This window comes from Pseudenhygromyxa sp. WMMC2535 (genome assembly GCF_011083025.2).
The window spans coordinates 78,346-102,549 of record NZ_JABJWV010000001.1 but is presented as its reverse complement, the minus strand read 5'-3'; the positions used below and the strand labels follow the sequence as shown (position 1 = coordinate 102,549).

Sequence of the window (24,204 nt, the reverse complement as noted above, 5' to 3'; positions counted from 1 at the left end):
GAACACCTTCGTCCCGCCGAGGCGATCGCCGCTCACGGCGTCGCGTCGAAATCTGCGATCAAGCGCTCGAGGCGTGCGCGATCAATTTGCTCCGCGTGCACGATGGCCGCCCCCTCGAGGACCCCAGCCCCATACTCGTCATAGCGCCCAAAGCGACCGATCTGGACGGTCGCGCCGCGAGCACCGTCGCGCTGGCGGACGCTGTGCTCATAGATGCAAGCCAGCACCAGGGCGTCGAGCTCGCTGGCGTCCATGGCTTCGCCTGCGTGCGCGGGGAGCTGACCGAGGTCGATGAAGACCTGGAGCTGCTCGCCGACGAGGACCGACTGCATCGCCGCCGGGGGGAGCCGAGGCAAGGCCGCGCCCCAGTCGATCTCGGCGGCCTCGGCCAGTTCGAAGGCCGCGGCGAGCTGCTTTTTGCGGCGCTTGCCCGCGTCCGCGCGCGCGTCTGCTCGGGCCGCGGGCGCCCGTCCGCGCAGGAACTCGCGGATGATCGGCGAGAGCGCCGAGGCGGTGAGCTCGCCGAGGGCGTCGATGGCCCAGGGCGACATGTGGATCCCAGTCATCGGCGGTGAGGACAGAGGGGAGACCTCGAGGTGGGCGTCGAGCATGCGATCCGCGACGTCGATGACCGGGATCTCGCGCTGGCGCGCGAGGGCGAGGAAGCGCTGGACTCGCTGGGGGACCTCGCGCAGGCCGTCGCGGTTGCGGGCGAAGTAGGGCGAGGTGTCGAGGATGATCAGCTTTGAGTCCCAGGCCCCGGCCTTGCGGACCATGGCGTCGAGCTGCTCGACCATGAAGGCCTCGTCGGCGTCCTCGGCCAGGAAGTCCGAGGCGTTGGTCTCGAAGATGATGACGTCGGGGCGGCCACCGGCCTGGGTGAAGGCGTCGAGGGTCTCGAGTTGGCGCTGGATCCTGGCCCCGGGGATGACGCGCAAGAAGGTGTGCAGAGCCTTGCGATCGCGCAGCTCGAGTTCGAGGCCGAGGCGCTCGTCGAGGGCCCTGCCGAGCGAGTACTGGCCGACGCTGTCGGACATCGCGAGCATCGACGAGCCGATCATCAAGCAGGTGTAGGGGCCGTCGAGCTCGCGGTAGCGCTCGTTGGTGATCAGGTGATCGTGGGGGCGAAGGTCGCTCGTCGCCCGCTCCCCGGCCCGGGACGCGAGCACGTCGGACATGCCGAGCTTGTTGTAGCGGACGTGGCTGATCTTCGCGACGCCGAGCAGCCCGTCCTCGAGGCGGAGCAGCCGCGAGCGCTCGCGCTCGAGGTAGAAGAGCGTGGCGCTGGCCTGGTGCACGGCCATGGAGCCCTCGTGGTAGTAGGAGGCGAAGCCCTCGGTGCTGTCGTTCTTGTAGAAATAGCCGATGCCGGCGACGAGGGGCTTGAGCCAGGGGTAGATCTGCTCGCGCTCGAGGTCGAAGTAACGCAGCTGCGCGCGCTCGGTGAGCGGGTTGCCGTACTTGCCGCGCTTGCGCTGGGGGGCGAGGTCCTGGATCAGCAGGCCGCCGTAGCGCTCGACGTAGCGCAGGTCGGCGACCTGTGAGAGCAGCAGCTTTTCGTAGCTGTAGGGGAAGAAGTCGTCCTTGGCCTGGGGGAGCACGGCGCGCGGCGTGGTCGCGGCCGTCGGGCTGGGGTCGCCGCCGGTGCTGGCGTCGATCCCGTTGTCGAAGAGCAGCTCGAGGCCCTCGCCCTCCCGCTGGCCGCGCTCGAGCACGAGGGGGCGCGTGCGCTCGCCGAGCGCGGGCACACGCAGCAGCCGGCCGCTGCCGTCGGCGAGGTAGGCGTCGCCCTCGGGGTCGAGGTCGAAGGCGACGAGGCGATCGCCTTTGCGGCCCTTGGCGAGCACGAGCTCGACGCCCTCGCTGTCTTGGACGTCGGGATCGAGCTCGAGGATCCGGCTGCCCGAGGAGCGGTGCTGGAGCACGTAGAGCTGGCCAGCGTGGGCGCGCAAGCTCGCGCTGCGCCAGCGGCTGCGGTGGATCGTGCTGACTTCGCCGCTGGGGTCGAGGCGCCGCAGCCGGGTGCCGCGGCCGTCGATGAAGTAGAGCGTGTCGGCGATGAACACCGGGCTGCGCGGGCTGTCGAGGCGCGCGTCTCGGCCCGCGCCGTCGCGCTCGCCGGCCTCCTCGGGGGCGCCCGCGAGGGTCGAGACCACCCGCATGTCGCCGCCGAGCTCGCGCAGGACATGGTTGCCGGTGTCGGCGATGACCAGGCGCGCGCCGTCCTCGGAGATCGCCAGGCCGCTGGGCTGTGAGAGCTTGGCGGCCCAGGCTGGCCCGTCGGCGTAGCCCGCCTCGATGCGGGCGATCAAGCTGCGGTCGACGGCCTCCCGGGCGATCAGCTCGCGGCGGGCGGGGAGGCGCTCGAGGCCGAGGCCGAGCTGGGAGAGCAGGTTGATCGCTAGCAGCCGGTGGCCCTCGGGGCGCAGGTGCACGTGGTCCCAGAACATCGCCGAGGCGAAGAGGGGGTGATCCATGGGCAGCAGCTCGACCGCGCGGCCGTCGGGGGCGATCAGCTGGTCGAGGCTCGCCAGGTAGTCGCCCTGCGCGCGCGCGTCGAGCTGCGCGTCGAAGAAGCCGTCCTCGACGGGCGTGGCCATGAACACCACGCGGCGCCCGCTGGCCCGGCAGCGCGCGAGCAGCTCGGTCAAAGCGGCGACCTGAACCGACTCGGGGCGCAGGTCCGGGTCGCGGTAGTGCACCGAGAGGCGCGCGCGGGCCTCGAGCGCGCCCCTCAGCTCGCGTTCGCGCTGCGCCTCGCCCTGGCGATCGCGTTTGTGGTCGCCCTCGACGCGCAGGGGGATGTCGCTGGGCTCGGCGAGGGTCTCGCGGGCGTCCGCGAAGAGCTCGCGGTGGCGGTAGATCGGGGTATGGCGGGCGATCGCGGCGAAGCGCGAGGACAGCGAGGCCGCGAGCCGAGCGCCCATGGTTTCGCTGTCGCCACCGGCCGGGGCCGGGAGCGCCGCGTGGCCGAGCTCGGCGAACCACGGGCGGCTGTGCTCGCGCTGTGCGGCGTAGGCCGGGGAGAAGTGCCGCGGCGAGAGCTGGACGAGCAGCGAGACCGAGCCGTCGGCGTCGACGGCGTCGAGGGCCTCGACGATCGCCAGCATGTCCACGGGCAGCAGCCCGCTGTAGGCGGTCTGCTCGAACACCACGTCGGCGTCGCTGGCCAGCTCGCGGCGCATGTAGTCGATCAGTCGGCGCTCGCGCCAGTCGGGCAGCTCGGCCTGGCCGGTGTCGCCGACCAGCACCGAGTCGCCGATCATCAACCAGCTGCGTCGACCCTCGACCTCGCTGTGATCCTCGAGCGCGGCCAGCAGCGCGCGCACCGGGCCGGGGCCCTCGGGCGTGTCGCGGACCTGGCGAGGCAGCGCGCCGAGCAGGAGATCGACGAGCAGCAGCGCGGCGATCAGGCCGAGCACGAATTGCCCGGCGCGCGCGTCGGAGCGCTCGGGGTCGGTGGTGTGTTTGGGGCGCTTGGCCATGGCTCAGAACTGGAAGTAGATGAACTGCGTGACCTCGTCGCGGGCCAGCAAGATGGCGGCGCAGGCGAAGCCGGCGTAGACGCACAGCGAGAGCGTGGGCGAGCCCTGGAGGCGCTCGAGGGCCCGGGTCCGCCGGGCGGCCAGGCTGATGGCGAGGATCGCAAAGAAGCCGGCGATGCCGGCGATCGCCGGCCACGACACGGGCTCCTTGCCGATCAGCGCGCGGCCGATCTCGTTGAGCATGTAGGGCACGCTGCGCATGTCCTCGACGCGAAAGAGCAGCCAGCCGAGGACGACCGCGTGCAGGGTGAACAGCCAGCCCAGGCCACGGGCGAGCTGCGGGGCCCGCTCGCGCAGGGCGACGATCGCCGGGCGGGCGCGGCCTTGGTGGTGGATCAACAAGAGCAGGCCATGAAAGAGGCCCCAGAGCACGAAGTTCCAGGCCGCCCCGTGCCACAGCCCCGACAAGAACATGGTCGCCGCGAGGTTGAAGAGCACCCGGCTCTTGCTGGCCCGGCTGCCGCCGAGGGGCTTGTAGACGTAGTCGCGAAACCAGTTCGAGAGCGAGATGTGCCAGCGCCGCCAAAAGTCGGAGATGTTGGTGACCAGGTAGGGCTGGTCGAAGTTCCAGACCAGCTCGATGCCGAGCAGCCGGGCCGAGCCCTTGGCGATCTCGGAGTAGGCCGAGAAGTCGAAGTAGATCTGGAGGGTGAACAGATAGAGCGCGCACAGGGTCGCCCAGCCGCCGGCGGCCTCGGGCGCCGAGAACACCCGGTCGACGAGCAGCGCGCAGTAGTCGGCGAGCACGACCTTCTTGAACAGGCCAAAGATGATCAGCCGCGCCCCGGCGTCGAGGTCACGCAGGCGCAGGCGGTGCAGGGGGAGGGCCTCGAACTGCGGGAGCAGGTTGCTGGCGCGCTCGATCGGGCCGGCGATCAGCTGGGGGAAGAAGCAGACGTAGAGCAGGAACTGCAGCGGCGAGCGGGTCGCCGTGAGCTCTCGACGGTAGACGTCGATGCTGTAGCTCATGGTCTGGAAGGTGTAGAAGCTGATCCCCGGGGGGAGCAGGACCTCGGCCCAGCCGCCGTCTTCGATGAGCCCGAGGGCCACGAGGTTGTCGAGGAAGAAGCCTTTGTATTTGAAGTAGGCCAAAAACCCGAGGTTGATGGCGAGGCTCAGGGCGAGCAGGAGCCTGCGCCGAGGCTGGGACCGGCTGCGCTCGATCAGCAGGCCGACGCAAAAGTCGGTCGCCCCCGAGATCAGGATCAGCGCGGTCAAGGGCACGCTCCACGCCGCGTAGAAGCCCAAGCTGGCGGCGAGCAGCCAGGCCAGCCGGGCGCGCCCGGGGATCAGCGCGAAGCCGAGGACGACCGCGGTCAGGAAGAGGATGAATTCGAGGGAGTCGAAGTGCACGAGTGGGTGGACTGTGGTGCCCTGGCGGGAGTGATTCGATCAACGAAGGCTCGATTGAGTGGGTGGAGATTGCGGGGTACTGGATGGGGGTCGCGGGCCTGTCTGGGTCGGGCGGCGCCCGGCCGTGGCTACGGGTTTTGCGCGATCGTGGCGGGCGCTCGGCGGGGCGCTCGGCGAGGCCATGGGCGCGGGCGCGCGAGAGGAGCTTCGGGCGCCAAAGTGCGCTCGCCTCGCCTCGTCCCGAGAGGCCATGCGCGATTTTCGCATGCTACGCATGCTCAGGGTTTTAACGCTGTAGCCGCATGAATTTCGCCGCCCCTGGAAAAGTCGGCGCACGAGGAGTACACCCCGAGCGTGAGCAGCACGGCCTACACCTTCGACACGGATGACGTCTTCTTCACCTACTTCGACCAGCTGAAGATTCACGACGCGCTCGCGCCTTGTGAGCGCTACGCGGACCTCGACCGCGACGTGTACACGGCGACCGTCGAGGAGGCCTACAAGTTTGCCCGCGAGATCCTGTCCCCGCTCAACGCCGGCGGCGACCGTCAGGGCTGCAAGCTCGACGACGAGGGGAACGTGACCACGCCGCCGGGTTACAAAGATGCGTGGGCGGCGAGCTGCGAGGGCGGCTGGCTGTCGCCGCGGGCCGACGTCGAGCTCGGCGGCGGCGGGATGCCGGCGGTGATCGGCGCCTACCTCGAAGAGGTCGGCTCCGGCGCCTGCATGGCCTTCATGATGTACGAGGGCCTGACCACGGCGGCCGCCCGGGTGATCCACAAGTACGCCCCCGAGGGGCTCGCGGTGCCCGTGGCCGAGAAGATGTTCGCCGGCGAGTGGGGCGGGACCATGTGCCTGACCGAGCCCGGCGCCGGCTCGTCCGTGGGCGACAACCGGACCAAGGCCAAGCCCGCCGACGAGGAGGGCGTGTGGCTGCTCGAGGGTGAGAAGATCTTCATCACCGGCGGCGACTCGGACATGGTCGGCAACATCTGCCACCTGGTCCTCGCGCGCACGCCCGGCTCGCCCGAGGGCACCAAGGGCCTGAGCCTGTTCATGGTCCCCAAGTACTGGTTCGACACCGAGACCCTCGAGCTCGGCGAGCGCAACGGCGCCCACGTGCTCAAGCTCGAGCACAAGATGGGCATCAACGGCTCGGCCACCTGCGTGCTCGGGATCGGCGCGCGCGGCCCCTGCCGCGGCTGGATGGTCGGCGAGGAGCGCGACGGCATCCGCGTGATGTTCGAGATGATGATCGAGGCGCGGCTCGGCGTGGCCGTCCAGGGTCTGGCCGCCGGCTCGGCCTCCTTCCAGTACGCCCGCCACTACGTCCACGAGCGCGTCCAGGGCACCTCGCTCAAGAACATGCGCGACGCCAACGCCAAGAGCGTGCCGATCGTCCAGCACCCCGACGTGCGCCGCATGCTGATGACCCAAAAGGTCCTCATCGAGACCATGCGCGCCATGTGCTACCGCCTGGCCCTCAACTTCGACCTCTCGGAGACCCACCCCGACGAGGATGTCCGGGCTCGCGCCGATCGCCGCGCCGACCTGATCTTGCCGATCTGCAAGTCGATCTGCACCGACTTCGGCTTCGACGTCGCCGTGACCGGCGTGCAGATCTTCGGCGGCTACGGCTACACCCAGGAGTTCCCCGTCGAGCAGCTGGTCCGCGACGCCAAGATCCAGTCGATCTACGAGGGCACCAACGGCATCCAGGCCCTCGACCTCGTCGGCCGTAAGCTGCGCATGAAGGGCGGCCAGCTGTTCATGGAGTGGATGCAGGACATGAAGGCCGCCGTCGAGCAGGCCCAGTCCGAGGGCTTCGGCGAGCAGGCCACCGCCCTGGGCAAGGCCGTCGACGCCGTCGGCGCGGCCGCCATGCACATGGCCGGCCTCGGGCAAAAGGACATCGACGAGGCCATGCTCCACGCCACGCCCTTCCTCAACGCCATGGGTTACGTGGTCCTCGGCTACGAGGCCCTCGATCAGGCCATGGTCGCCAAGCGCAAGATCGCCGAGGTCGGCGAGCGCCCGCTGCTGCGCGGCAAGCTGCTCAACCTCGACTTCTTCGTGGCCAACTACCTGCCGCGCGTGGTCGGGCTGAGCAAGTCGATCCGCTCGGGCGACCGCAGCTGCCTCGACGAGGCGCTGTTCGCCGGCTGAGCTGCGACCAGACGCCGGCCTCGACGTCATCGACGATGGGGCCGGTTGCCGCTCTAGCAGTCCGTGGTGAAGAGCAGGCCTTCGTCCACGGGGTCGAGGGCCTTGGCGCGCTCGCACCAGCGCTCGAGCTGGGGGAGGGAGCGGCAGGCGGTGAGCCGTGCGTGGCCCTCGGGGGAAAGCTCGCGCCCGCGCAGCTCGAAGATCGTGCGCACGAGCTGGCGCAGGCCCTCGGCGCGGCCTTCGCTGAGGCCCTCGGCGCGGCCTTCGCTGAGGCCCTCGGCGTGGCCTTTGCTGAGGCCCTCGGCCTTTCCCATGCGCAGGCCGTCGTGAAAGGCCACGCTGCGCCGTTCGATGTCGCTGATCTCGTTTGTCTGCATCTTCGTTGCTCCCAAAAAGACCTCGCGGGCGTCCTCGTCGAGGGCCGCGAGTAGGTATGAGGCGTATCTTCCACGGCGCTCGTCCTCGAGACGAAGCGCCGCCTGAAACGCTACGGCAAAGGGCTCGAGGTTGCCATGCGCGGCGTGGATCAACGCCGAGAGCACGGCCCAGCCGGGGCGCTGCGGATCCTCGACCTCGGTGACGACCGGCATGTTTTTCTTGTCCAAAACCAGCAGTGCTTCATGGGGCGAGAACCGCTGCTCACCCAGGCGCCGAGCCCAGCGCGAGACCTCGCCAGACAGCGCAATCACCAGCAAGGCCGTCACGTAGCCGATCTGCTCGGCGACCAGGGCCCAGTAGACCCACAGCCGCGCGGCTTTTTTGCGATCGGGCTGGCGCTGCGCTTCGACGACGATGGCCACGCCACCGTGCAGATCCGTCGGGTGATCACCGGACAAAATGCCGTCCGGACGAAGCTCATGCGTGTCCCCAAAACAGGGCGTGAAGCGATCGATGACCGCGTGGCGCTCACGTAGATCCCGGAGCGCGGGGAGCTCGACCTCGAAGACCTCGCGCAAGATCCGAAAGCCGAGGCTGGGCTCGTCGATGAGGATGCGGGCGACGCCTTGGTGCAGTGTGCTCGGCATGGCTGGGTGCCATCGCAAGGCCCAGGCCAGCGGAAACCATTGTAATTTCAAAGGGGCGAGGCGGAGAGCCCGGCCTGTTCACAGGCCAGTGTCCCGTAGGTTGGCCAGACAGCCGGGGCGAGAGGCTGCGGGCGAAGAGCCCGCGCGACCTCTGGATCGGGGAAGTGGCGCTCAGCTCGGGGCGAACATCGCCATGACCTGGGCCTCGGTCAGGCACTCGCGCTCACCGCTGAAGGCATAGCCCTCCGGCTTGGCGTCGATGAACCACTCGCGGTTGAAGTCCAGCCCGCTCTGGTCGTCGAGCAGGCCCATGGGCAGGGCGTAGCCGGCCTCGGGCGCGTTCGTCTCGGTGATCCGATAAAAGAGGTTCGAGCCACACACGCCACAGTGACCGCGCTCGGCCCAGGCCGAGGACTCGAAAGTGACGATCTTGGTCTCGTCGGCCCAGCGCACCTTCAGCGTGGGCACGCAGAGAAGAGGGCCGCCAGACCAGCGTCGGCACATGCCGCAGTGGCAGGCGGAGAGCTCGAGCTTGATCTGCGCGGTGAACTCGACCGCGCCGCACATGCATCGGCCCGTTCGCTCCTGAGTTTCGGCGTCGCTCATGGCCGGATACTACAGCCTCGTGGGCTGGCAGGCACGGGGTGACCCACCACGGGTGCCAGGGCATGAACGCGAAGGGGGCGACGACCACACGCAGCGATCGTCGCCCCTTCACGGGCACCAAGTCCTCGGTGGTACAAGCAGCACATGAGCGAGGCTTCCCTCATCGTGCAGCGCCATGTTCTCGGTGCCAGCGCTGACGCTCTTCCTGCATCCGTCCTGAGTGGGCTCATCGCCCTTCTCGAGCGCGACTGGCTCGCCCCCGCGCTGATGGACGATGCCCTCGACAACTGGGAGGAGGCCGGGGGCGCTGAGCCTCCGTTCACCACGAGCGAGGGCCTGAACGAGGAGACGGTCTTTCACCCCTTCGTGGCGTATACGCTCGATCCCGAGGCGAGCGAGCTCGAGGTGCTAGCGATCGGCGCTGCCGGTGGGGAGCCTCGGTTCTTCGTGGTCTCCGCGTCGGGCGGGAACCCGACGGGGGCGGCGTTCTCGTCCGCTGGCGATCTGGTCGCGCTCCTCCTCGACGGCAGCTTCGAGTCACCGGTGGGGGCTGCACGCGCCTCGGCCGAGCTGCTCGAGATGCTCCAGCGTCTCTGGGGGGAGCGCTCGTTCGAGTAGAAGGCGGCGAGGCTCATGACCTCGCGGGTCGGGAGACATTGCACGACGGGTGAACGCGAAAGGGAGCGACGATCGCCATGTAGCGATCGTCGCCCCCCTCAGAGGCAAGCCAAGGCCGCGTCGGCGGCCGCGGGGATCAGGAGTCCCAGAAGGTCTCGACGTCGAGCACGATGATCACGCCGGCGTCGCGCAGCTGGATCACGTAGGTGTCGAGGAAGTGGTGGCAGTTCGGGCAGGCGACCTCGTCGGCGGCCGAGGCGACCTCGTAGGGCTCACCGGACAGGCCGAGGTCGGCGAGCACGTCGCTGAGCAGGGCCTGGGCGCCGGCGGCCACGGAGGGCAGCTGGTCGCTGGTCTCGCGGGTCAGGTAGCCGGCCCCGTAGCCGTAGTCGAGGGGCGAGCTCGGGATGATCACGTCGATCACGTCGCCGAGCAGGGTCGGGGCCACGCCCGCCTCGTACTCGTAGACGCGGACCCAGTAGCCGCACTCACCGTTGCAGGCGGATTCGAGCGCGTCGATCTGCGCGTCCCAGTCGGCGCGGTCGGTCGCGTCGACCTCGGCCTCGTCGAGCTCGATCTCGGCGGAGAACAGGTCCGCGCACTCGGGCTGGTCGAGGTCGGCGACGCCGGCGACACCGAGGGCGCAGATCGGGTCGCTGCTCAGCTCGCACATCAGGCTCTGGTAGCCGAGCAGCGGGTCGAGGTAGCCGACCGCGCCGGCGTCGGTGAAGTAGTCCGCCGAAGGGTAGGTCGCGTCGCTGGCGTCGAGGCAGCTGGACAGCAGGTCGGCCTTGAAGGGGGCCCAGCCGTACTGGCCCTGGAGCTGGCTCTGGATCGGGGTCGCGGCGTCCTCGAGGAAGTACAGGCACTCGGCGACGGCGTCCTCGAGCTCGGGCTCACAGGCCGCGGCGGGCAGGGCCGTGGGCACGTAGCCGTTGAGGCTGGCGTAGTCCTGGATCTTCCACAGGTTGGCCGGGCCGAGCCAGTAGAGGCCGTCGAGGACCGCGAGGCTGGGGATGAAGCGGTCGTCGGCGGTGCCGATCAGCTCGTCGGCGCCGGCGCGGTACTCGATGATGCTCGTGGCCGAGCGCGAGTCGAGATCGACGTCGACGTCGAGGGTGTCGTAGTCGAGCTCGTTGGCCACGCGCAGCATGCCGTAGGCCAGCTCGGAGCCCTCGGCGGGCAGCTCGGGGTACTCGCCGTCGCGCTCGAGCAGCGCCTCCTCGGACTCGTCCTCGACGGCGCAGCCGAGGGGCAAGGAGAGCAGGGACAGGGTGATTAGCGTGGACGTGTAGATACGGGTTCGCATGGACCTGGCTCGTTTCACTCGAGGGTCGGGTGCAGCTCCCGGGTCGGGAGTCGGTTTTTCACGACGACGCTGCTGGGCGGAGGTCGCCGCGGCGCGTGTCGTGCCGCTGAACTAGCGCGGTCGCGCGTGCGCTTCAAGACCGCCGCGTGTGAGCCCGAGGCCCAACCCATGGGAGACGCGGCGGGCCCCTTGTCGGGTCGGCCTCGAGTGCCGAGAGGTCCAACTCGGCCTCACTTGGCCGCCAGCGCGGCCGCGCTCGACCACAGGAGGGTGCAGGCGCCCCGTGTCCACGAGGGGGGCGCCTGCACGCCCGCGGGGGCTGTCACTCGATCGTCAGCGAGATGTCACCGACGAAGCCGGCGTCGAACTCGAGCTCGACGATCTCGGCCTCCCACTCCTCGGCGGTGATCGAGTCGAGGTCGAGGGTGCAGGCGTCGCTGCCACACTCACACTCGTCGAAGGAGCAGGCCTCGCTCACGCGGATCTGGGCGGTGAGCGGACCATCTTCGACCCACTCGCGGCCCGCCCAGCACGTGGCTCCCGCCTCGCAGCCGTCCGACTCGGCGGCGCAGGCCTCGTCGAGCTCGATCGGCGCCCAGACGTAGAGGCCCCAGGCCACCTCCCACTCGGCCCCTGGCTCGAGCCGGATGACCTGGGTCGGGCCGTCGGAGCAGCCCCACTCACAGCCGGCCTCGACGACCTCGGTGCACTTGGGGATATAGGCGTCGTCGTACCACAGGTACTGCACGTCGCCGTCGTAGACCGCGAAGGGCTCGAAGGTGCAGGTGGAGATGGTGAAGGGGATGTAGATCGCGCTGTCGCGCTCGTTGCGGATGGTGATCGTGCTCGAGGTCCCAGGGGCGGCCTCCTCGAACTCGAGTTCGCAGGTGCCCGCGGTGTCGGTCGAGTCCGTGTCCGTGTCCGTGTCCGTGTCGAGGGGGGTGGTGTCGGAGGCGTCGGAGTCGGAGGAGTCGGACTCCGTGCTGTCCGTGTCCGTCGAGTCCTCGCTCGTCGAGGTCTCATCGTCCTCGCTGCTCTGAGTGTCGTCGGAGCAGGCGAACGAGCTGATGCACAACAGGAGGGAGGCCACGGCGACGGGCAGCTGTCGACTCGTCATGGTCTTGATGAGCATGCCCGGGGAGTCACAGGGGGACGGTGTTTCGATCATCGCGGGCCCCAGGCGCGAGGCGGCTTTTTCAGGCCGCGAAAGCTTTGCGTTGGCGACCACACGAGTAACTGGACTCACGCATTCATCGCGCGTAGCCGCGGCCGAGATTGCGGATATCAACGATCGTAGGAGCGTAACTATGGCTTTGCTTGCACTCGTACGGCCCATCGACCTGGCGATCTTCGGCTCTCTGGGAGGGCTTTGGATCTTCGGCGCGACCTTCATCTTCGTGCTCTATCGCTGGATCTTCAGGTTCGAGAAGGAGCAGCGCGAGGCCGAGGCGCGAGGAGAGCTGCAATGAGCGCCGCGCTCTTGGCCCTGGCCAAAGACCCGCCCAACCTCGAGGCGGTAGCGATCTCGCCGACCATCGGCTGGTTGATGCTGGCCTGCGTGGTCTGCCTGGCGCTGGTCTTCGCGATGCACGCCGAGAAGTGGCGGCGGTGGTGGCTGAGCGCCGAGGACCCGCGGAGCATCGCGGTCTTCCGCATCGTCTTCGCCTTCTTGGTGATCTGCAACATCAACGGGATGTGGGAGTTCTTCGGCTTCCTGTTCACCGACGAGGGCATCTTCACCGCCGACGTGGCGCGCCAGGTCTTCGCCCGCGAGCAGTTCGCCGGCTACGGCGACGGCCTGCGCCCCGACGACCCCGAGGGCTTCTACGACCTCGCCGCGGTGTGGGAGTTCTTGAAGGGCCCCAAGTACTCGCTGCTCTTCTTTTGGGACTCGCCGACGGCGTTTTGGATCCACCTGATCGCCTTCGAGGTCAGCGCGCTGATGTTGATGATCGGGTTTCGCACGCGCCTGTTCGGCGTGCTGACCTGGTTTTTGATGAACAGCATCCTGGTCCGCAACTCGCTGCCCTGGGAGGGCACCGAGGTCGTGTTCCGGGTGATGCTGGCCTACCTGATCCTGGCCCGCAGCGGCCACGCTTACAGCGTCGACAACTGGCTGCGCTGCCGGAAGCTGCGCAAGCAGGGCCGGCTCAGCGAGCGCGACGGCCCGGGCAAGGGCGCCGGGCTGGCCCCCAGCGAGGACTATCCGCAGGGCCTCGAGCCGATCTACCGCAGCATCCCCAGCTGGCCGCGCAAGCTGCTGATGCTCCAGCTAGCCACGGTCTACGTGACCACCGGCACCCTCAAGACCGGCGCCGTGTGGATGGCCGGTGACTCGCTCTACTACGCCCTCAACCTCGATCACTTCTATCGTCTGCCGCCGCAGTACATGGCCTCGCTGCTGGGCACGCACGTGTTTCGGGGCATGACCTGGGCGGTCAAGATCGGCCAGACGATGTTCCCGATGATCATGTTCGGGGTCATCGCGCGCTGGGTCATGGACCGCAAGTTCGCGCCGCTGCCGGCGGCCAAGGCCTGGATCGCGCGCGCGGCCTTTGCCGGGATGATCCTCTGCTCGGCGGCGATCATCTGGGTGGCCTACCCGGTCCACATCACGCCCAAGATCAGCGCCGCGGCGTTCACGGGCATCTGGGTCGGGCTGTGGGTCGGCTTTTGGCTGCTGTGGCTCAAGCTCGGCCGCGCGCCGTGGCGGATCACCAAGATCTTCGGGCGCGAGCTCGACGAGGCGGTCGTCATCGATCGCGCGTGGATGTGCCGGTGGATCTTTGGCCGCCGGGTGCTGCTCGTGTGGCACCTGGCCTTCCACGCCCACATCTTCACGCTGATGAACGTGGGCCAGTTCCAGACCGCGATGGTCGCCTGCACGCTCGTGTTCTTGAAGGGCGAGGAGATCGCCGCGATCTTCCGCGACGTCGGCCACCGCATGGCCAAGGTCTCGCCGCGGGTGTTCGGCAAGCTCTTGCCCAAGGCCGTGGTCGAGCGCGCCGCGATCGTGCCGCCCGCGGATCCCAGCCTGCCCACGCAGCACCGCGACACGGCGACCTTGCCGGACTGGGCGGTGCTCCTGGGCATCGCCGGGGTGGTCGGCGGCGTGCTCGTGCGCGTCGAGCTCGAGCCCAGCTGGGACTATCGGCTGATCTGGCTGGCCACGGCGGCGGGGCTCCTGGGCGTGATCGCCTGGCGAGTCCGCGCGACCCGAGGTCAGCGCGTCGCCGTGCGCGATCCGAGCACCGGCGGGCGCCGGGATCCCTGGGCCTACGGCCCGACCGCGCGCCTGCTCGTTGGCCTGGTCTTGGCTTGGCACATGAGCGCCGTGGCGATCTGGCTGATGCCCGGCAAGGACAGCCTGTCGAGCTTCCGACCGGCTGCCCGCGAGGCCGTGGCCACCTGGCTACAGACCACGCAGACCACCCAGGGCTGGGGCATGTTCGCGCCCAACCCCCCGCGCAGCAACGTGTTCTTGAAGGTCGTCGTCACCGATGCCGAGGGCGAGGACTGGGACCTGCGCACCGACGTCTACGCCGAGGAGCAAAAGCCGATCCCGTGGATCTGGAACGACCGCCGGCGCAAGATGAACCGGCGCATGGCCGGCAAGGGCGAGTGGTATCGCAAGTGGTACGCCCGCTACGAGTGCCGCGAGTGGGCGCGGGAGCACGGCGGCGAGATGCCCGAGAAGGTCCACCTGATCAAGGTCTGGTACCGCATCCCCAAGCCCGAGACGGTCAAGAAGACCGGCTACTACATCGCCGAGGAGCGGCTCGAGCAGACCAAGCACCAAAAGGTGCTCTACGAGGCCAGCTGCGCCCGCGAGGTCATGGGCCAGCTGCCCAACTTCATCCGCGAGCGCGACGGCCTGCCGCTGCTCGACGACGGGGTCTACCGGCCCTGGCACAAGCACAAGCGCCGCAAGTGGGAGAAGGAGCACCCCAAGGAGGAGGAGGAGCCGGAGTCCGGCCCCGTCGCGGCGCGCTGAGTCGTTTTGCGCGCGAACAGGCCGCGTCGGTGATGCCGACGCGGCCTGTTTCACATTTGAATATCGGCGGTCTCCTGGACGCGCGCGGGCGTGGGTGCGCGGTTGGGCGCTCAGCCGGCGAGCACCCGGCCGACGCGGGCCACGGCCTCGCGCAGGGCCTCGACCGGCTCGCTCGCGTAGCACAGCCGAAAGAAGCCCGGCTCGGCCACACGGCAGGCCGCGCCCGGGGTCAGGTTGACCCGGGCCTCGTCGAGCAGACGCCGCCACAGCCGGTGCTCGGCCGCGAAGCTGGGCTCGTCGAGGAAGGGCCGGAGGTCGCAGAGCACGAAGAAGCCGCCGTCGGCGGGCAGGTGGTGCACGCCGATGCCCGCGAGCGCGGCGTGGACCTCGGCGTAGGCCTGGCCCAGGCGCGCGCGCATGGTCTCGATGTAGCCGTCGATGAAGTCCGCGTCGGCGACGAGCTCGCCGAGCAGGTATTGGGTGTCGCCCGAGCAGGCCGACCAGTAGGACAGGGCGTCGACGGCCGCGAGCACCTCGGGGTTCTCGCTGACGAGCACCCCGCAGCGCAGGCCGCTTGCGCCGAAGTCCTTGGAGAACGCCCAGATCACGTGGGCCCACGGCCCGAGGCGCTCGCGCAGCGAGGCCGCGCTGACGAAGGGGCGCTCGCCGAACACCGAGAGCGCGTAGACCTCGTCGAAGACCACGTGGACCCCGGCGCCCTCGGCCCAGGCGAGGACCTCGAGCAGCTGCGCGCGGGTGTAGACGCGGCCCATGGGGTTGTCGGGGGTGGTGAAGAGCAGCGCCTTGATCGGGACCGTGGCCTCGGCCATGGCCGCGTCGAGGCGCGCGGGCGTGAGCCGAAAGTCGTCCTCGCTGGCGCAGGGGACCGTGACGATCTCGAGGCCGTCGCGGGTCTCGAGGTCGGTCCAAAACCCGGCGTAGCTCGGGGTCGGGACCAACACGCCGTCGCCGGGATCGGCCAGGGCGTAGAACAGCACCTCGAGCACGGCCCCGGCCCCGGCGAGGGCGGCGAGCTGCTCGGCCTCGACGCGCCGACCGAGCACCCGCTCGCTCATGAACGCGGCCAGCTTGGTGCGAAACTCGAGCGCGCCGGTCATCGCGTCGTAGCCGAGCACCCGCGCGGGGATGTCGCGGTAGTTGGCCAGCTGCGGGCGCAGCACCTCCCACATGCCGCGGTTTTCGGCGATGCACAGCGCGATGTAGCCGTCGGGGCGGGCCTTGGCGTCCCAGGCCTCGGCGGCGTTTTGGAAGTGAGCGCGGATGTACTCGGCGATGGCCGGCTGGTCGATCAGCTGGCGGCCGCGCAGGGAGAGGGTGGAGGTCGAGGGACCCGTCATCGGGTGGCAGTCGACCACGGGCGGCGGGCGCCGTCAAAGCCTGGGGAGGAGCGCCGGAGGGCGGCATTTCACGCCCGTGCGCAGCCTCGCTCGCACGCTCGGTTTGAGGACTGACGCGCTGCGAGGGTGTTTGGTGGCCTGGTCATCGAGCAGGCGAGGCGTGTGGGAAAAGCTGATCACGGGCTCGAGCGCGAGCCCAGTGATTCTGGACCAAGTGTTATCAGTCCGCGATGCGCTGGGCTGCGCGAGTCATAGATACATATTCTGGGAATGTCTTCTAGCCAGCGAGACCTCGGGGCCTACGCGCCCGCCTTGGCCCTCGCGGATGCGGCGGTGGCCGAGGCCGAGGTGCTGGACGAGGAAGCCCTGGGCGCGCGCGCGGCTGAGCCAGGGGCGGATCCGTGGCGACATGGGGGACTTCGAGGGGGCCAAGCGCGCGCTCGAGCGGGCCTACGTCGCCAGCTTGGCCGAGGGCTCGCTCGAGGTGGCGAGCTCGGCCGCGACCCGGCTGCTCTCGGTCACGGGCCGGCGACTCGCCGAGCCGGTCGAGGCGCGACTGTGGGCGCTCAACGCCGACTCGCTGTCGCGGGCGCTGGGCACGGACGAGGCGCGGGCCGACTACCTGGCGGTTCGCGGTGTGCTCGCCATCGAGGCGGGAGACCTGGCGCGGGCGCGGACCGAGCTCGAGCAGGCCCTCTCGCTCCAGCGCGGGTCGAGGGGTCCCGGGTACCCGCAGTCCGTCGCCGCGCTCAACAACCTCGGCGGCCTGTCGCTCGCCGAAGGGGACTATGTGACGGCCCGGGCGCTGCTCGAGCAAGCGCTGGCGAGCTGGCTCGAGATCTACGGCGAGCACCACCCCAAGGTCGCAGAGGCGCTCGACAACCTCGGCTCGATCTGCATCGTGCTGGGCGAGGAGCGCGAGGCGCTGGGCTACTCGAAGCGGGCCCTGGAGATCTTCGAGGTCAGCCTGGGCCGCAGCCACCCCGAGCTGGCCGTGACCTTGACCAACCTCGGGATCGCGGGGATGGCCGTGGGGGAGCTCGAGGACGCGCGGGTCTACCTCGAGCGAGCGCTCGAGATTCAGGAGGCGAGCGCTGGTCAGGAGCAGCCCGCGACCGCCCGCGTGCTCGTCAACTTGGGCCTCGTAGCGATCGAGACCGGCGCCCTCGATCAGGCCGAAGACTACCTGTCGCGGGCCCTGGCGGTGTTCGAGGCGAGCTTGGGGCCGGGGCATCCCCACGTCGCAACGACCCTCGCCGGGCTCGCCTCGGTGGCGCACGCGCGCGGAGACTTCGAGCAGGCGCGGGCCTACGACGCGCGTGTCTTGGCGGTGCGCGAGGGCGTCTTTGGTCGGGAGCATGTCCTGGTCGGGAGGATCTGGGTCGCCCTGGGGCGGTCCTCCCTCGGCCTCGGCGAGTTCGCGCGTGCTTACCGAGAATTCATGCGCAGCCTGGAGATCCTCGAGGGCGCGGAGGAGTCTGGCCGCCGAGACCTCGCTAGCGCGCTCGCGGGTCTCGGCGAGGCCGAGCTCGAGCTCGGCTGGCCGGAGCAGGCCAGCCCGCGACTCGAGCGCGCGCTGGCTGTGACGGACGAGGACGACGCGGCGCTGCGCGGACAGATCTTCTTTGCCCTGGGGCGAGCGACCTGGGCGATGTCGACGGGCACGCGAGCCGGGCTCGCGCGTGCGCTGGCGCAGCGGGGCTTCGCGCTCTCGACCGCCGGGCGAGACGAGCGCGGGGCGAACTCGGCGGGGCGCTGGCTGGCGGCCCACCCAGACCCGGGCTGACTCGGGTCGACTCGGGCTCAGCCCTCGAGGCTGCGGATCGGCACCGGCCGGCTGCGCTCGGGGCCGCGGTCGACGTCGTGGACCCCCGAGGGCAGGGGGTCGGCGTCGCGGCGGGCGGCGAGCAGCAGCTGGTTCTCGAGCGCCCAGACGATCGCTCGCCCGGCCTCCTGGGCGAGCTGGTCGTCGCGCTCGCGCAGGCGGCGAGCGGTGAGCATCATGGTGTCGACGGTGCGCGCCGCGGGGTCGCGCTCGAGCTTGGTCAAGGTCGCGCCGATGGCCTCGATGGCGGCCGTGAGCGCGCTGGAGTTGGCGGCGGAGTCGAAGCGACGCGCGTCGCTGACGGTGGCCTGCGCGATGCGCTCGAAGTCTCGCGGCGCGGCGACGGCTGCCTCGGCGAAGTTGGCTAGCGCGCTCAGTCCAGTCTCGTCGAGCTCCATGGCGCCCAATATGTCAGCGTCGCGCTCGGAAGACCAGCGCGACGCGAGGGGATTCGAATGTTGACTCATTGCGACAACCCCATGGTTCAGCCTCCCAGCCCGCCGTCGGGGAGGGTGCGCGCGCGCGTGGAGATCGGGCCGCGCGCTGGAGCGCGCGGCGCCTGGAGTTGATGGACTGCGTTGAGCACGAGGCGGACGGCGGCGCCGCCGTCGGAGCGACCGTCGGCCGTGAACTCCTCGACGAACTCGGCGGCGACGTTGAGCATCACCGCGTCGGCGCTCGGGTCGAGCTCGATCTCGTGGGCGCCCTCGACCGGGTCTTTCCACAGCGCGACGGTTCGCCGCGCCGTCATCCCCGGGGGCACGGAGCGCGTCGCCATGCCCAGCGAGGTGACCGTGAGGATCGAGCTGCCGGGGTCGTCGGCGAGGGCGCTGGCGTAGCGCCCGGGCCAGCGCGCGCTGAGCTGGGGGCCGTCCATCAGCAGGGCGACGACGAGGTTTGGACCGACGGCGCGGATCAGATCCGCGACGGGGTCGGGGCGCGCGAGGTCTTCACAGATCAGCGGGGCCATGCACAGCCACGGGTTCGCGCACACGAAGTGGAGCTCGCGCGGACGGACCTGCATGGGCTCCCACCACAGGCGCTTGGGATCGAGGGACTCCTGCAGCTTGTACTGCTCGATCTGGGCGGCGTCGATCCGCCAGCGGTGGTGCTTGTCTTGGTAGTAGCGGGCGAGGTGCGAGGGGTGGCGCACGCCGAGGTAGGCGTAGTTGCGACGCATCCCGCGGACGCCCGCGAGCAAGAAGCCCACGCGGTCGCCGAGCCGGCGCTCGACGGACTCGAGCTCGCGCTCGGACAGCGCGCTCTCGGGCATGATCACCGCGCTGACGTTGCCGTGCTCGCGCTCGGCGACGTCGAGCAGGGGCACGAGGTGGGCGCGAGGATCGAAGCGCTGGCGGGGCTCGTAGGCGAAGAAGCCGAAGGTCTGGGGATCGATGGCCGCGTCGCCGACGTGGAGCTCGCGGAAGTCGTCCTCGTCGACCTCGTAGGGCCAGGGCAAGATCAGTAAGTTGAGCTCGTGGGCGCGGGCGCCGGGCTGAAGCATGGTGCTGGTCCGCCACTTGACGCGGACCTCGGAGCGATCGATGGCCAGGTTGTGGGAGAGCGAGCGGATCGTCAGCCCGGTCTGAGGCGTACGCAGCTTGGGCAGGACGCGGACGCGGTCGGGGGGCAGGGTGGCCACGCTGCCGCGGTAGAGCAGGGCCTGGCGGGCGCGCATGCCCACGCCAGGGAGCTCGCAGGAGCCGGGCACGCCAAAGCCCGCGCTCGCGAGGTCGGCGAGGGCGTGGAGCTCGAGCAGGGCGCGACACAGCGGCCAGCTCGCTGGCTCGGCGAGCTCGATGACCGTGCGATCGAAGCTCGCGGCGAGCAATTCGCATAGCGCCTCGATGTCCGAACCTGGACCCGTGGGTAGGCTGGGCTCGCGCCCGGGCGCTCGCGCCTCGGTTGGCTGGCCCGCAGGTGGGGGCCCGCCGGTGACTTGGTGCTCCGCCCAGTCTCGCCAGCGCCGTGCCCCGCGTTCGAGGTGCAGGGCCCAGTGCCGACGGCGGAGCGCGGTCAGGGTCTCGAAGCTGCCGCTGCCGCTGCCGCGGCGGGGCAGCGGGACGTCGTCGTAGTCGCTCGGCAGCTCATCGGGCAGGGGCGGCCACTGGTGCTCCGTGGCGGTGCTGTGCGGCGAGATCGCCAGGCGATAGGCGCCGCTGTCGGCGAGCAACACCGAGGTCAGCGCAAAGATGTCCGGCGGCCAGGCCGGCTGAGTGCAAAAAGGCTGCGGACCGGCGAGCTCGCGCCAGACCTCTCCAATCGTCTTTTCGGACACGGGCACCTCCGAGCTTCGGTGTGCGGTGGATTGGCGGCGGCCCGGGGCATGAGGCCGACGACGCTCGCACAACCAATCTCACGAATCAGACTAGCCCGAGGTTTTTGCCATTGCAGCAATATTGGTGTTCTGCCTTCGTGAAATCTCACGACTTTATTGCGAGCCCAACCGCAGGGCGCGGAAGTCAATGCGCTGTATTGAATCGGCATACAAGCTCGGGGGCGAGGTGCTCGGGCGCCGGGCCACCCTGTGTCCTGGCGAGGGGCGGGGGGCCGGGCTGCTAGCGAGAGGGGGGGCGTGGGCGCGTCGCTCGGGGGTTTTGGGGCGGGAGGTCGCCGCTGGCGCTCAAAGCGAGTAGCATGCGCGCGGAGTCAAGCATGCGTCCTCTCCTGTCTTCGAACCCCTCGAATGCCTCGCTGTCGATGACCGCGGCGGCCGCTCTGATCCTCGCGCTACCCTTGGCTTGCAAGAGCGAGCAGCCCGCGGGGGAGGCCGATCAGCCCGCCGAAGAGCAGGCGGTCGAGGCCGGCGCTGCGGCCGATGAGGGCGCGGAGGCGGGGGCCGTCGAGCAGGTCGGGGGCGACGAGCAGGCGGCGCCCTTGGAGGAGCCCGACGATCCGCGGGCCGCCGCGGTGACGATCGCCCGCGCGGATGCAGCCCTCGCCGGGGTCACGGCCAAGGGCACGCGCTCCTTGGGCTTCTCCCTCGAGAAGGTCATCCACCTGTTCGCGCTCGCGGCCACGGCCAAGGTGCCCGACTGGGGCGCGCCCGGTGAGGGCGAGGCCAAGCTGGTGCGCGACGACGATCTCGACAGCGCGTGGACCTGCGCCTTCGAGGCGGGGGCCGAGGCGCCCTGTGTGCTCGGCCTGGCCCTGCCCGAGACGGCCAAGGTCGAGGCGCTGCGTCTCTACGTCGCCGCGGGCCCGCGCTATCGTGACTACAAGGGGCACCCGCGCGTGGCCAAGGTCCGCGTGCACACGGACGCGGGCTACGTCGAGGCCAGCTTGCAAGACGGCGCCAACCACAACTACGTGCGCTTCTCGCCGCCGGTCGAGACCCAGAGCCTGGCGATCGAGGTGCTCGACGTCCACGCCGGCAACAAGGACGCCGTGGTCCACATCGCCGAGGTCGAGGTCTATGGCGCCGATGGGGCGCCGCGCGTGCCGATGCAGCTCGACCCGGCGCGGGCGTGGGTGAGCTGGGAGACGGACACCTGGGGCGAGGGCCCCGAGCACACGATCCGCCAGCTCTTCGTCAACTACTCGCCGGCCAAGGCCGAGGACCCCGAGGCCGGCCTGGCCCGCAAGCGCCTGACCCGAGCGACGGCCGTGTTTGGTCGGGCGGGCGACGACTTCCTGCTCTTCGAGCGCATGTTCAAGACCGACTGCGAGGCCCACGAGGGCAGCTATCTGCTCTTCGATCGTCGCAACCGCATGTTCTACCCGCTCGTCGATCTCGGCGGCGCGGGCGGGCAGGTCTACCGCCACGGCGAAGGGCGAGGCTTCGCCGTCGGCTGGGTCTCCGCGGGCCGGTTCACGGTCAAGGGCGTGGTCGAGGAGGGCGGCACGCTCAAGTGGAAGCGCCCGCCCAAGACCCCGCCCGAGGACCCGGCGGCGCTGCTGCGCGAGTGGGGCTTCGAGCCCACGCCCATGTCGCGCGGCGAGTCGATCGCCAGCCCGCCCGAGGGCTGCCACCGCGCGGGCGGAGGCGAGATCGATCCGCTGACGGCGGTCGCCAAGCTCCCCGATCACGCGTCGAGCGATCCCTCGAAGTGGCTGATCTGCGACGTGGGCAGCGCCAAGCTCTACACTCAGGGCGGCTGTGGCACGGGCAGCCACGCCTACCTGGTCGCGGGCGGCAAGCTGGTCGGTGAGCAGAGGAGCAAGCAGGCGGACGATCGCGGCTTCAACCTCCGCCGGGTCGGGGAGGGCATGTTCGTCGAGCTCAGCCGCGAGCAGGGCGCGAGCGCGTCGCTGTCGTGGGTCACGGCCGAGGCGCTCGTCGAGCTCGAGTCCGCGGGCGGCCTGGCCGTGCGTCCGCCGGCGGCCTGCGCCAGCTGCGGGGACGCGTGGCGTGATCCGGAGGCCAGCGAGGTCGAGGGCGAGGACGCGCCAGGGGAGGTCGACGAGGCGGCCGGACTCGAAGATGAGGAGCCCGAGGACGAGGACGAGCCCGAGGAGGTCGAGGCGCCCGAAGAGGACCCCGAGGCTGGCTGAGCAGGGATCTGCGAGCTCGCCTTGGCGCCGCGCAGTCCCCCCGCGGGGCGAAACTTGCTAGCGTTGCCCCTCGAGGAGGACCAGCGATCATGAGTGAATTCAGCGACAAGCACGTTTGCGTCTTTGGGGGCACCAGCGGCATCAACCTCGGCATCGCCCGCGGCTTTGCCCGCGCGGGGGCCAAGCTCTCGGTGTTCAGCCGCTCGCAGGACAAGGTCGACGCGGCCGTCGCCGAGCTCGGCGCGCTGGGTCCCGCGGCCCACGGGGCGAGCGCGGACGTCCGGGATCCCGAGGCCGTCCAGGCGGCCCTCGCTGGCGCCGTCGCGGCCCACGGCCCCATCGACGTGCTGGTCAGCGGCGCGGCGGGCAACTTCCCGGCGCCGGCCCTGGGCATGTCGGCCAACGCCTTCGGCTCGGTGATCGGCATCGATCTCAACGGCACCTTCCACGTGCTGCGCTTCGCCTTCGAGCACCTGCGCAAGCCCGGGGCCGCGGTCATCAACATCTCGGCCCCGCAGGCCTGGGTGCCGATGGCCTTCCAGGCCCACGTGTGCGCGGCCAAGGCCGGGGTCGACATGCTCACGCGGACCTTGGCCATGGAGTGGGGGCCGGCGGGGGTGCGGGTGAACTCCCTGGTGCCCGGGCCGATCGCCGAGACCGAGGGCATGCGCCGCCTGCTCGCGGATCCCTCCAAGGCGGATCAGCTCGCCAAGACCGTGCCGCTCCAGCGCCTGGGCACGGTCGACGACTGCGCCGACGTGGCGCTCTTCTTGGCCTCGGAGGCCGCGCGCTACGTGAGCGGGGCGGTGCTGCCCGTGGACGGCGGCTGGTCCCTGGGCGGGGCGCAGATCGCCATGTCGAAGGTGATGGCCGGCGGATAGCGCCAGCGCCCTGGCGCGTGCTATGGCTCGGTGGTGCCCGCCCTGCTCCTCGCGTTCCCGCTCGTGGCGCTGATGAGCGAGCCCGCGCCCGCGCCCGCGAGCGTGCCCCTGGCGCCCGAGCCTGCGCTCGAGCCCTTCGAGATCGTCCCCGCCGAGCCCGCGCCCGAGCCCGAGCACGATCACGAGGCGGAGCACGGGCACGAAGCCGCGGTCGAGCACGCGGTCGAGCACGCCGTCGAGCAGGAGGCGCTCGCGTCCACGCCCGCGCCGAGCGTGGACCGCCTCGGCTGCACGACCAAGCCGTGCCGGAGCATGACCATCGCCGGGATCAGCGTGGGGGCGCTGGCGATCTCGGCCGTGGGCGTGGGCGTGGCCCTGCTCTCGCTACCCGACGAGCTGGTCGCGGCCCGCCCCGCCTTCGTCACGAGCACGCGCCCGGCGGGGATGGTGACCACCACGATCGGCGCAGCCGTCACGGTGACCGCCGTGTTGATGATCGTCGCGGCGCACCAGCGCAGCGGACGGGGGGCTGCCCAGGCCCGCCGGATCGAGCTCTCGCCAGCAGGGCTGCGCTTTTGAGCCGAACGCCTCTCCCCGAGCCCATGCCACGCACGCTTCAGCTCCGCCCCGCCGCTGCGCCCCGCGCCTGGGCCCTCGCAGCGCTGGGCGTCGCGCTGGGCGGGGCGCTCGGGCTGACGCCGGCCTGCGAGATCCCCAACGAGGACCACTGCCTGCACAAGGCCCTCGACACCAACGCGTGGTGTGCCGAGGCCTACCCCGAGCGCCCCTACTGCTCGCCCTGCACGGCCGAGTCCTCGGGTTGCGTGGCCGAGGAGCCCACGGCCGAGTCCTGTCCGAGCTACGCCGCCTCGGCGCGGGACGATGACGATGATGATGACGATGACGATGAAGGCGACGAGGGCGATGACAGCGACGAGACGGGCACGGGCTGAGCCCTCTCTCCTCGCGCCGCCACCAAAAACAAAAGAGCTCCCAGGCTGGGCCGGGGAGCTCCGATGAAGGGGGGCGC

The 24,204-nt window shown here is 70.3% G+C and carries 19 protein-coding genes; 9 read left to right on the top strand and 10 right to left on the bottom strand.

What is annotated here, in order from left to right:
• Positions 1-32: 32 nt before the first annotated feature.
• Positions 33-3,485 carry a hypothetical protein gene (locus G6O69_RS00390; RefSeq protein WP_172301444.1) on the bottom strand — a complete coding sequence of 1,151 codons (3,453 nt, stop codon included), beginning with the start codon at positions 3,483-3,485 and terminating at the stop codon, positions 33-35.
• Positions 3,486-3,488: 3 nt separating this feature from the next.
• Entirely contained in the window at positions 3,489-4,898 is a 1,410-nt protein-coding gene (locus G6O69_RS00385; protein WP_172301442.1) for an MBOAT family protein, read from the bottom strand.
• Between the two features lie 354 nt (positions 4,899-5,252).
• Here G6O69_RS00385 and G6O69_RS00380 point away from each other — a divergent pair, with 354 nt between their 5' ends.
• A complete protein-coding gene (locus G6O69_RS00380; RefSeq protein WP_172301440.1) occupies positions 5,253-7,064 on the top strand; it encodes an acyl-CoA dehydrogenase in 1,812 nt (603 codons plus the stop codon).
• A gap of 53 nt (positions 7,065-7,117) precedes the next feature.
• Here the strand turns inward: G6O69_RS00380 and G6O69_RS00375 are convergent, their stop codons facing one another.
• Positions 7,118-8,089, bottom strand: coding sequence for a hypothetical protein (locus G6O69_RS00375; protein WP_172301438.1), 972 nt, complete (start codon positions 8,087-8,089; stop codon positions 7,118-7,120).
• A 171-nt stretch (positions 8,090-8,260) separates the two neighbouring features.
• Positions 8,261-8,695 (bottom strand): GFA family protein, encoded by a 435-nt coding sequence (locus G6O69_RS00370; RefSeq protein ID WP_172301436.1) that lies wholly within the window; start codon positions 8,693-8,695, stop codon positions 8,261-8,263.
• Between the two features lie 144 nt (positions 8,696-8,839).
• On the opposite strand from G6O69_RS00370, the gene G6O69_RS00365 reads away from it, so the two are divergent.
• Complete coding sequence (locus G6O69_RS00365; protein WP_172301434.1) at positions 8,840-9,313, top strand: hypothetical protein; 474 nt, start codon at positions 8,840-8,842, stop codon at positions 9,311-9,313.
• Positions 9,314-9,449: 136 nt separating this feature from the next.
• Here G6O69_RS00365 and G6O69_RS00360 read toward each other — a convergent pair whose 3' ends face one another.
• Together G6O69_RS00360 and G6O69_RS00355 are read right to left on the bottom strand one after the other, a co-directional pair.
• The gene (locus G6O69_RS00360) at positions 9,450-10,622 is read right to left on the bottom strand and encodes a hypothetical protein (RefSeq protein WP_172301432.1); all 1,173 of its coding nucleotides are present in this window, start codon (positions 10,620-10,622) and stop codon (positions 9,450-9,452) included.
• Positions 10,623-10,944: 322 nt separating this feature from the next.
• Positions 10,945-11,739, bottom strand: coding sequence for a hypothetical protein (locus G6O69_RS00355; RefSeq protein WP_176396534.1), 795 nt, complete (start codon positions 11,737-11,739; stop codon positions 10,945-10,947).
• Positions 11,740-11,929: 190 nt separating this feature from the next.
• On the opposite strand from G6O69_RS00355, the gene G6O69_RS00350 reads away from it, so the two are divergent.
• Both G6O69_RS00350 and G6O69_RS00345 read left to right on the top strand, forming a co-directional pair.
• The gene (locus G6O69_RS00350) at positions 11,930-12,091 is read left to right on the top strand and encodes a hypothetical protein (RefSeq protein ID WP_172301428.1); all 162 of its coding nucleotides are present in this window, start codon (positions 11,930-11,932) and stop codon (positions 12,089-12,091) included.
• Complete coding sequence (locus tag G6O69_RS00345; protein ID WP_172301426.1) at positions 12,088-14,616, top strand: hypothetical protein; 2,529 nt, start codon at positions 12,088-12,090, stop codon at positions 14,614-14,616. Before G6O69_RS00350 ends, G6O69_RS00345 begins: the two co-directional genes overlap by 4 nt.
• 110 nt (positions 14,617-14,726) lie before the next feature.
• Here G6O69_RS00345 and G6O69_RS00340 read toward each other — a convergent pair whose 3' ends face one another.
• Positions 14,727-15,974 carry an aminotransferase class I/II-fold pyridoxal phosphate-dependent enzyme gene (locus G6O69_RS00340; RefSeq protein WP_172301424.1) on the bottom strand — a complete coding sequence of 416 codons (1,248 nt, stop codon included), beginning with the start codon at positions 15,972-15,974 and terminating at the stop codon, positions 14,727-14,729.
• Positions 15,975-16,223: 249 nt separating this feature from the next.
• On the bottom strand, positions 16,224-16,385 hold the full coding sequence (locus G6O69_RS00335; protein ID WP_176396533.1) for a hypothetical protein: 162 nt from the start codon (positions 16,383-16,385) through the stop codon (positions 16,224-16,226).
• Here G6O69_RS00335 and G6O69_RS00330 point away from each other — a divergent pair.
• A complete protein-coding gene (locus G6O69_RS00330; protein WP_172301422.1) occupies positions 16,384-17,760 on the top strand; it encodes a tetratricopeptide repeat protein in 1,377 nt (458 codons plus the stop codon). The genes G6O69_RS00335 and G6O69_RS00330 overlap by 2 nt on opposite strands.
• Before the next feature lie 17 nt (positions 17,761-17,777).
• Here G6O69_RS00330 and G6O69_RS00325 read toward each other — a convergent pair whose 3' ends face one another.
• Together G6O69_RS00325 and G6O69_RS00320 are read right to left on the bottom strand one after the other, a co-directional pair.
• Positions 17,778-18,197: a hypothetical protein gene (locus G6O69_RS00325; protein ID WP_172301420.1), complete on the bottom strand. Its 420-nt coding sequence runs from the start codon at positions 18,195-18,197 to the stop codon at positions 17,778-17,780.
• 86 nt (positions 18,198-18,283) lie between these two features.
• Positions 18,284-20,077 (bottom strand): hypothetical protein, encoded by a 1,794-nt coding sequence (locus tag G6O69_RS00320; protein ID WP_172301418.1) that lies wholly within the window; start codon positions 20,075-20,077, stop codon positions 18,284-18,286.
• Positions 20,078-20,454: 377 nt separating this feature from the next.
• Here G6O69_RS00320 and G6O69_RS00315 point away from each other — a divergent pair, with 377 nt between their 5' ends.
• From G6O69_RS00315 to G6O69_RS00300, 4 genes are all read left to right on the top strand, one after another.
• Positions 20,455-22,293 (top strand): hypothetical protein, encoded by a 1,839-nt coding sequence (locus G6O69_RS00315; RefSeq protein ID WP_217909731.1) that lies wholly within the window; start codon positions 20,455-20,457, stop codon positions 22,291-22,293.
• An 89-nt stretch (positions 22,294-22,382) separates the two neighbouring features.
• On the top strand, positions 22,383-23,174 hold the full coding sequence (locus G6O69_RS00310; protein WP_172301414.1) for an SDR family oxidoreductase: 792 nt from the start codon (positions 22,383-22,385) through the stop codon (positions 23,172-23,174).
• Between the two features lie 33 nt (positions 23,175-23,207).
• Positions 23,208-23,753: a hypothetical protein gene (locus G6O69_RS00305; protein ID WP_172301412.1), complete on the top strand. Its 546-nt coding sequence runs from the start codon at positions 23,208-23,210 to the stop codon at positions 23,751-23,753.
• Between the two features lie 23 nt (positions 23,754-23,776).
• Positions 23,777-24,127: a hypothetical protein gene (locus G6O69_RS00300; RefSeq protein ID WP_172301410.1), complete on the top strand. Its 351-nt coding sequence runs from the start codon at positions 23,777-23,779 to the stop codon at positions 24,125-24,127.
• Positions 24,128-24,204: the final 77 nt, after the last annotated feature.